5 protein-coding genes and 1 pseudogene are annotated in these 4365 nt (G+C 57.8%); 1 reads left to right on the top strand and 5 read right to left on the bottom strand.

Features of this window, described 5'->3' with window-relative positions:
- Positions 1 to 166: 166 nt before the first annotated feature.
- The 4 genes from NW815_RS02670 to NW815_RS02655 all read right to left on the bottom strand — a co-directional run bounded on the left by NW815_RS02670 (position 167) and on the right by NW815_RS02655 (position 3252).
- Positions 167 to 394: an indolepyruvate ferredoxin oxidoreductase subunit alpha gene (locus NW815_RS02670; protein WP_011434056.1), complete on the bottom strand. Its 228-nt coding sequence runs from the start codon at positions 392 to 394 to the stop codon at positions 167 to 169.
- A gap of 395 nt (positions 395 to 789) precedes the next feature.
- Entirely contained in the window at positions 790 to 1434 is a 645-nt protein-coding gene (gene mreD, locus NW815_RS02665) for a rod shape-determining protein MreD (protein WP_414387914.1), read from the bottom strand.
- Positions 1412 to 2164, bottom strand: a complete 753-nt coding sequence (gene mreC, locus NW815_RS02660) for a rod shape-determining protein MreC (protein ID WP_414387913.1) — start codon at positions 2162 to 2164, stop codon at positions 1412 to 1414. The genes mreD and mreC overlap by 23 nt, the downstream gene beginning before the upstream one ends.
- 59 nt (positions 2165 to 2223) lie before the next feature.
- On the bottom strand, positions 2224 to 3252 hold the full coding sequence (locus tag NW815_RS02655; RefSeq protein WP_414331964.1) for a rod shape-determining protein: 1029 nt from the start codon (positions 3250 to 3252) through the stop codon (positions 2224 to 2226).
- 456 nt (positions 3253 to 3708) lie between these two features.
- Here NW815_RS02655 and NW815_RS02650 point away from each other — a divergent pair, with 456 nt between their 5' ends.
- The gene (locus tag NW815_RS02650) at positions 3709 to 4122 is read left to right on the top strand and encodes a VOC family protein (protein WP_414387912.1); all 414 of its coding nucleotides are present in this window, start codon (positions 3709 to 3711) and stop codon (positions 4120 to 4122) included.
- Here NW815_RS02650 and NW815_RS02645 read toward each other — a convergent pair.
- Positions 4119 to 4365, bottom strand: a pseudogene (locus NW815_RS02645) (SAM-dependent methyltransferase); the annotation flags it as partial. The gene NW815_RS02650 and the pseudogene NW815_RS02645 overlap by 4 nt on opposite strands.

Genomic DNA, 4365 nt, shown 5'->3' with positions numbered 1-4365 from the left:
CTACGGCACCCTGACGGGAACCGCAACGCTATTGCTCCGCAACGCTGACACGACGACGCGAAGACGCGACTAATGTTCTAGGTGTGGGTGCAGCGTCCTGGTTGGAATTGAAATGATTGTAATTCTCGTTGAATCCCGGCGTGTGGCCAGGGATGCTTCCCTGGAATTAGCGGGGCACTCGCTGCAGATGCGGCTTTTCCTCCGGCAGAATAGCGCCCTCTACGGGGCAAACCTGTAAACAGATGCCACAGTCAATGCAGGTGGAAAACTCAATCCAAAAGTAGTCGGTGCCTTTGGCATTTTTGGTATCGCCGGGGTGGATGCAGGCAACAGGGCAAGCCTCTACACAGTCGGCCACACCTTCACAGATATCGGTGACAATTGTATGCGGCATGGATCCCTCCCAATGATTGCTCTAAGTCAAATTCTAAGTGCAGTTGCCACAAGGTCAGCCTTGACGTCGCCTGCGCTTCCTATGCTTTTGACTTTTTGATTGAGATGCGCGACATTAGCCCAAAGCTGTCTGAAAAAGATGGGGCTTATATCTCAGTTCTAGGGTTCATTTTAGGCCAAAATTGCTCCCCAACGAAGAATTTTCCGGATTGTCGCTTTTTCTGACTTTGTCTGGGGCCTCTCAGCACAGCGCCAACATGTGGGAGGTCAGAGACAGTCGGCAAACCGGCTCCCGCCGCCTCGAGAGTTCTCTCTTGCCAAAAATGCCAAGGGACATACTCTGCTTTGGCCTAAGTTTTAACCGAAAGGTAGGATGATTTGCCACAAAACCAAAGGCTAAATCTCTCTGGGATCCCGCTCTTGAGACTGCCACCAACGGCTGAGGGGCCAATACAAAGCGGGTGCCCAGAGGCTACTTAAAATAGCAGACGTGAGGGCATTGCGTTGATGGTTCCACCAGATGCTCTCCAGAGAACGGGGGCCATCGCCACCAATGTTGCCGAAAAACCGAAGGGAGTTCTCCAATCCATCCAGCAAGGTTTGCGTTCCTGCTGGATCCAGGTCATCGGATCCCTGCGAGGCCACGAGCCACATCCATTGCAGTGCCATCAAGGTTTCGGCGATCACCACCATACCAAAAACGATCAAGGCCACCGAGATAAAGTCTTCTTGCATGTAGCGTTGTTTTTGCAACTTGGCGGTGAGGATCCCGACTACGGCCAGCCCCAGCGCATGGGTAGGACAAGGGCTGGTCAGCGCATCTTGCAGAAAACCCAGGGTGACCCCGGCAACAGCTCCCTGCCAAGCTTTACGCCGCACACTCCAGCACACCACCCAGATCAAGGGCCAATCTGGGGTTAAGCCTGCCAGCTCCAAGCCCGGCCCGCGCCACCAAGGGGCCACTGCTGCCAGCAATCCCGATAGGGCAGTCACCACCCAGTTGAGGTGAGACTTAAGCTTAGGAATCAGAGGGTTGAGCATAGCGGTAGATCAAGGCCCATTCCAAGAGACCCAGCGGCGCCGACAGTTCGACAGTGGCTTGAGGGGCAGGGCTGGCATCCAAGTTGACCGCTCGAACCGTTCCCACCACAACCCCGGCTGGGTAAAAGCTGCTCAGGCCCGAGGTCACCACCACATCCCCCACCTCTACTTTGGGGGCCTTGTCGAAAAAATCCAAAATGGCACTCTGGGTGCCCGTACCCCTCAGGATGCCCATGTGTCGGCTGCGACTCAGCATTACCCCGACACGGCTGGTGGGATCGCTGATCAGGAGCACTCGGCTGGTGTTGGGCGTGACCGACTCGACTCGCCCGATCAACCCTCCCGGCGCCATGACTACATCTCCCACCCTGACTCCATGCCGGCTGCCGCGGCTGAGGGTGAGCTGTTGCCACCAGTGATCGGCGCTGCGACCCACCACGGCTGCTGGGATCCCCGCTTGGGGCATTTGCTCGGTAAATTGCAGCAGCCGCTTCAGCTCGCGGTTTTGGTACTGCAACTCGGCTACCAGGGCTTGCAGCTCACGGTTAGCGGCCTGGCTAAGCACCGCGGCGGGATCCACAGGTGGACGGGCCGGGGCGGTGATCCAACTGTACAATTCCACCAACAGGGATCCCTGGGTTTGGCGCAAGCCCAGCGCTGCCCCCATCGCCAAAGCAGACAGGAGCAACCCCAGGCTATGGCGCCTCCACCATTGGCGTAGCCAATTCAAGCAATACCTCTCCAACCCACTCGACTCACACCTTAGATCAGGGATGGGAAGAAACTCTTCTAGCCCTTGAAGCTGCCGCTCAACACTCGACCTAGGGTTTTGAAATCCTCCAGAACTCGCCCTGTACCCAGCACCACGCAACTGAGGGGATCCGGGGCAATGTGAACCAAGATCCCGGTTTCATGGCTGATCAGGGCATCTAGACCCTTGAGCAAGGCTCCTCCCCCGGCCAGCATGATGCCTCGGTCGATGATGTCGGCAGCCAATTCCGGTGGAGTGCGCTCCAGGGTGCGCTTAATGGCTTCCACAATCACCGAGAGGGGCTCGGCCATGCTCTCGCGAATTTCGGTGCTCTTCACCGTGACGGTACGGGGTAAACCCGAGAGCAGGTGTAACCCGCGCACTTCCATGGTCAGTTCCTCTTGAATTGGGTAGGCGGAGCCAATCCGAATCTTGATCTCTTCAGCGGTGCGCTCCCCGATGGTGAGGTTGTGGACTTTTTTCATGTACTGGACGATGGCCTCGCTCAGCTCATCTCCCGCTACCCGCACGGACTCGCTCAGCACGATCCCCTGCAAACTGAGGACGGCTACCTCAGTGGTGCCGCCGCCAATGTCGATGATCATGTTCCCAGTGGGCTCTTGCACCGGCAGCCCGGCCCCGATTGCTGCTGCCACCGGCTCATCCACCAAATACACCTCCCGCGACCCAGCTTGGAGAGCGGCTTCCATCACCGCCCGTCGCTCCACCCCAGTCACACCGCTGGGGATCCCAATCACAATGCGGGGAGCAATCAGGTACCGGCCCTCGTGTACGCGGTGGATGAAGTGTTTTAGCATCATCTCCGCCGTGTCGAAATCGGCAATCACCCCATCTCGCAGAGGACGCACCGCTACAATGTTGCCGGGGGTACGGCCCAACATTTTTTTGGCATCTTCCCCCACAGCCAGGGGTTGCTTGGTGTTTTGGTCGATGGCGACCACAGAGGGCTCTTGCAGGACAATGCCTCGCCCGGCCACGTAGACCAGCGTGTTGGCAGTGCCCAAATCAATGCCCATATCACGGGAAAATCGGCTGAATAACCCCACGGTAAGTCGCTCCAGTCTTGATTTGGGAAGAAGCAGCAAGCTTTGGTACCTACTATAGTCTAGTTCTGCAAGAGAATCTCCCCCGAAGAGTGGGAATCTGCTCCAGAGAAACCGGCTATGGCTGTATCCCAGCCAGCTGTGGAAGATCGAATTCGCCGCTAAGGTGCAATCCTGTTGTGATTCGGGATCCCTCGTGCCTAAGGTTGCCATTGCTCCAGCCGGCTATCCGGCCATCGCCCCCTATTCTCCCGGCGTGAAGGTGGGCAAAATACCCTCTACATCTCGGGCACATTGGCCCTGGATCCGGAGGGCAAGACGGTGGATCCGACATCGCCACCCAGACTCGCGTGGTGTTGGAGCTGAGTGACATCCTCCCGACGCTCACCCTGCGGGTACAGCGCGGGGCTTCTCGGCAGTTTAGCTAAGATAGACCAACCCGGTCTTTTGGCGGTTGCGATGCAGCTCTCTGGTGCCTTGGTTAGCGTGGCTACCCTGGACTTGCCTCGTCTACAACGCTTCTATCGGGATCTCTTGGGGATCTCTCCCCAAGTCCAGCTCCCGACAGAGGGGGATCCGGTGTACGTAGAGTTTCGTCTGCCAGGGTTGCGGCTGGGCCTCTATCGCAGCCGTCATCTCGATGGTGGTGTCCAAGCCGCAGCGGTGAGCCTCTGCCTGCAGGTGCAGGATTTACAGGGATCCCTGACAACACTGGAGGGGTTGGCGGAAGCTTATCAGATCTCCATTTCCCCCCTGCGGCAAGCCTTTCATGGACAGGAGGTGGATTTTCGGGATCCCGATGGCAACCGGATTGTGCTGCACCAGCCTTCTGCTGCTTTTGGGGAAGCGACAGCCTGGGATCCCCAGGGTTAGATCCGCCAGAGATAGATGGTGTAGGTGTTGATAACATCCGATACAGTGGTGGTGGCGGTGGGGAGCCAATCTCCCATGTCGAAGGAGTGGGTGACCAGACGAGCGCCGGGCCGAAGCTGGGAGCGCAGCTTGTCTCGGATCAGCAGGTGGGAGCGGGGCAGCAAATAGCAGCTCACCACCGTCGCCGGGGTTAAGTCCAGAGTGAGCAGATCCTGCTGGAGCATGACTCTAGTCAATAATAAG

The organism is Synechococcus sp. R6-7, from assembly GCF_047461695.1.
Lineage (GTDB): Bacteria > Cyanobacteriota > Cyanobacteriia > Thermostichales > Thermostichaceae > Thermostichus.
This window is presented reverse-complemented; position numbering and strand designations above follow the sequence as displayed.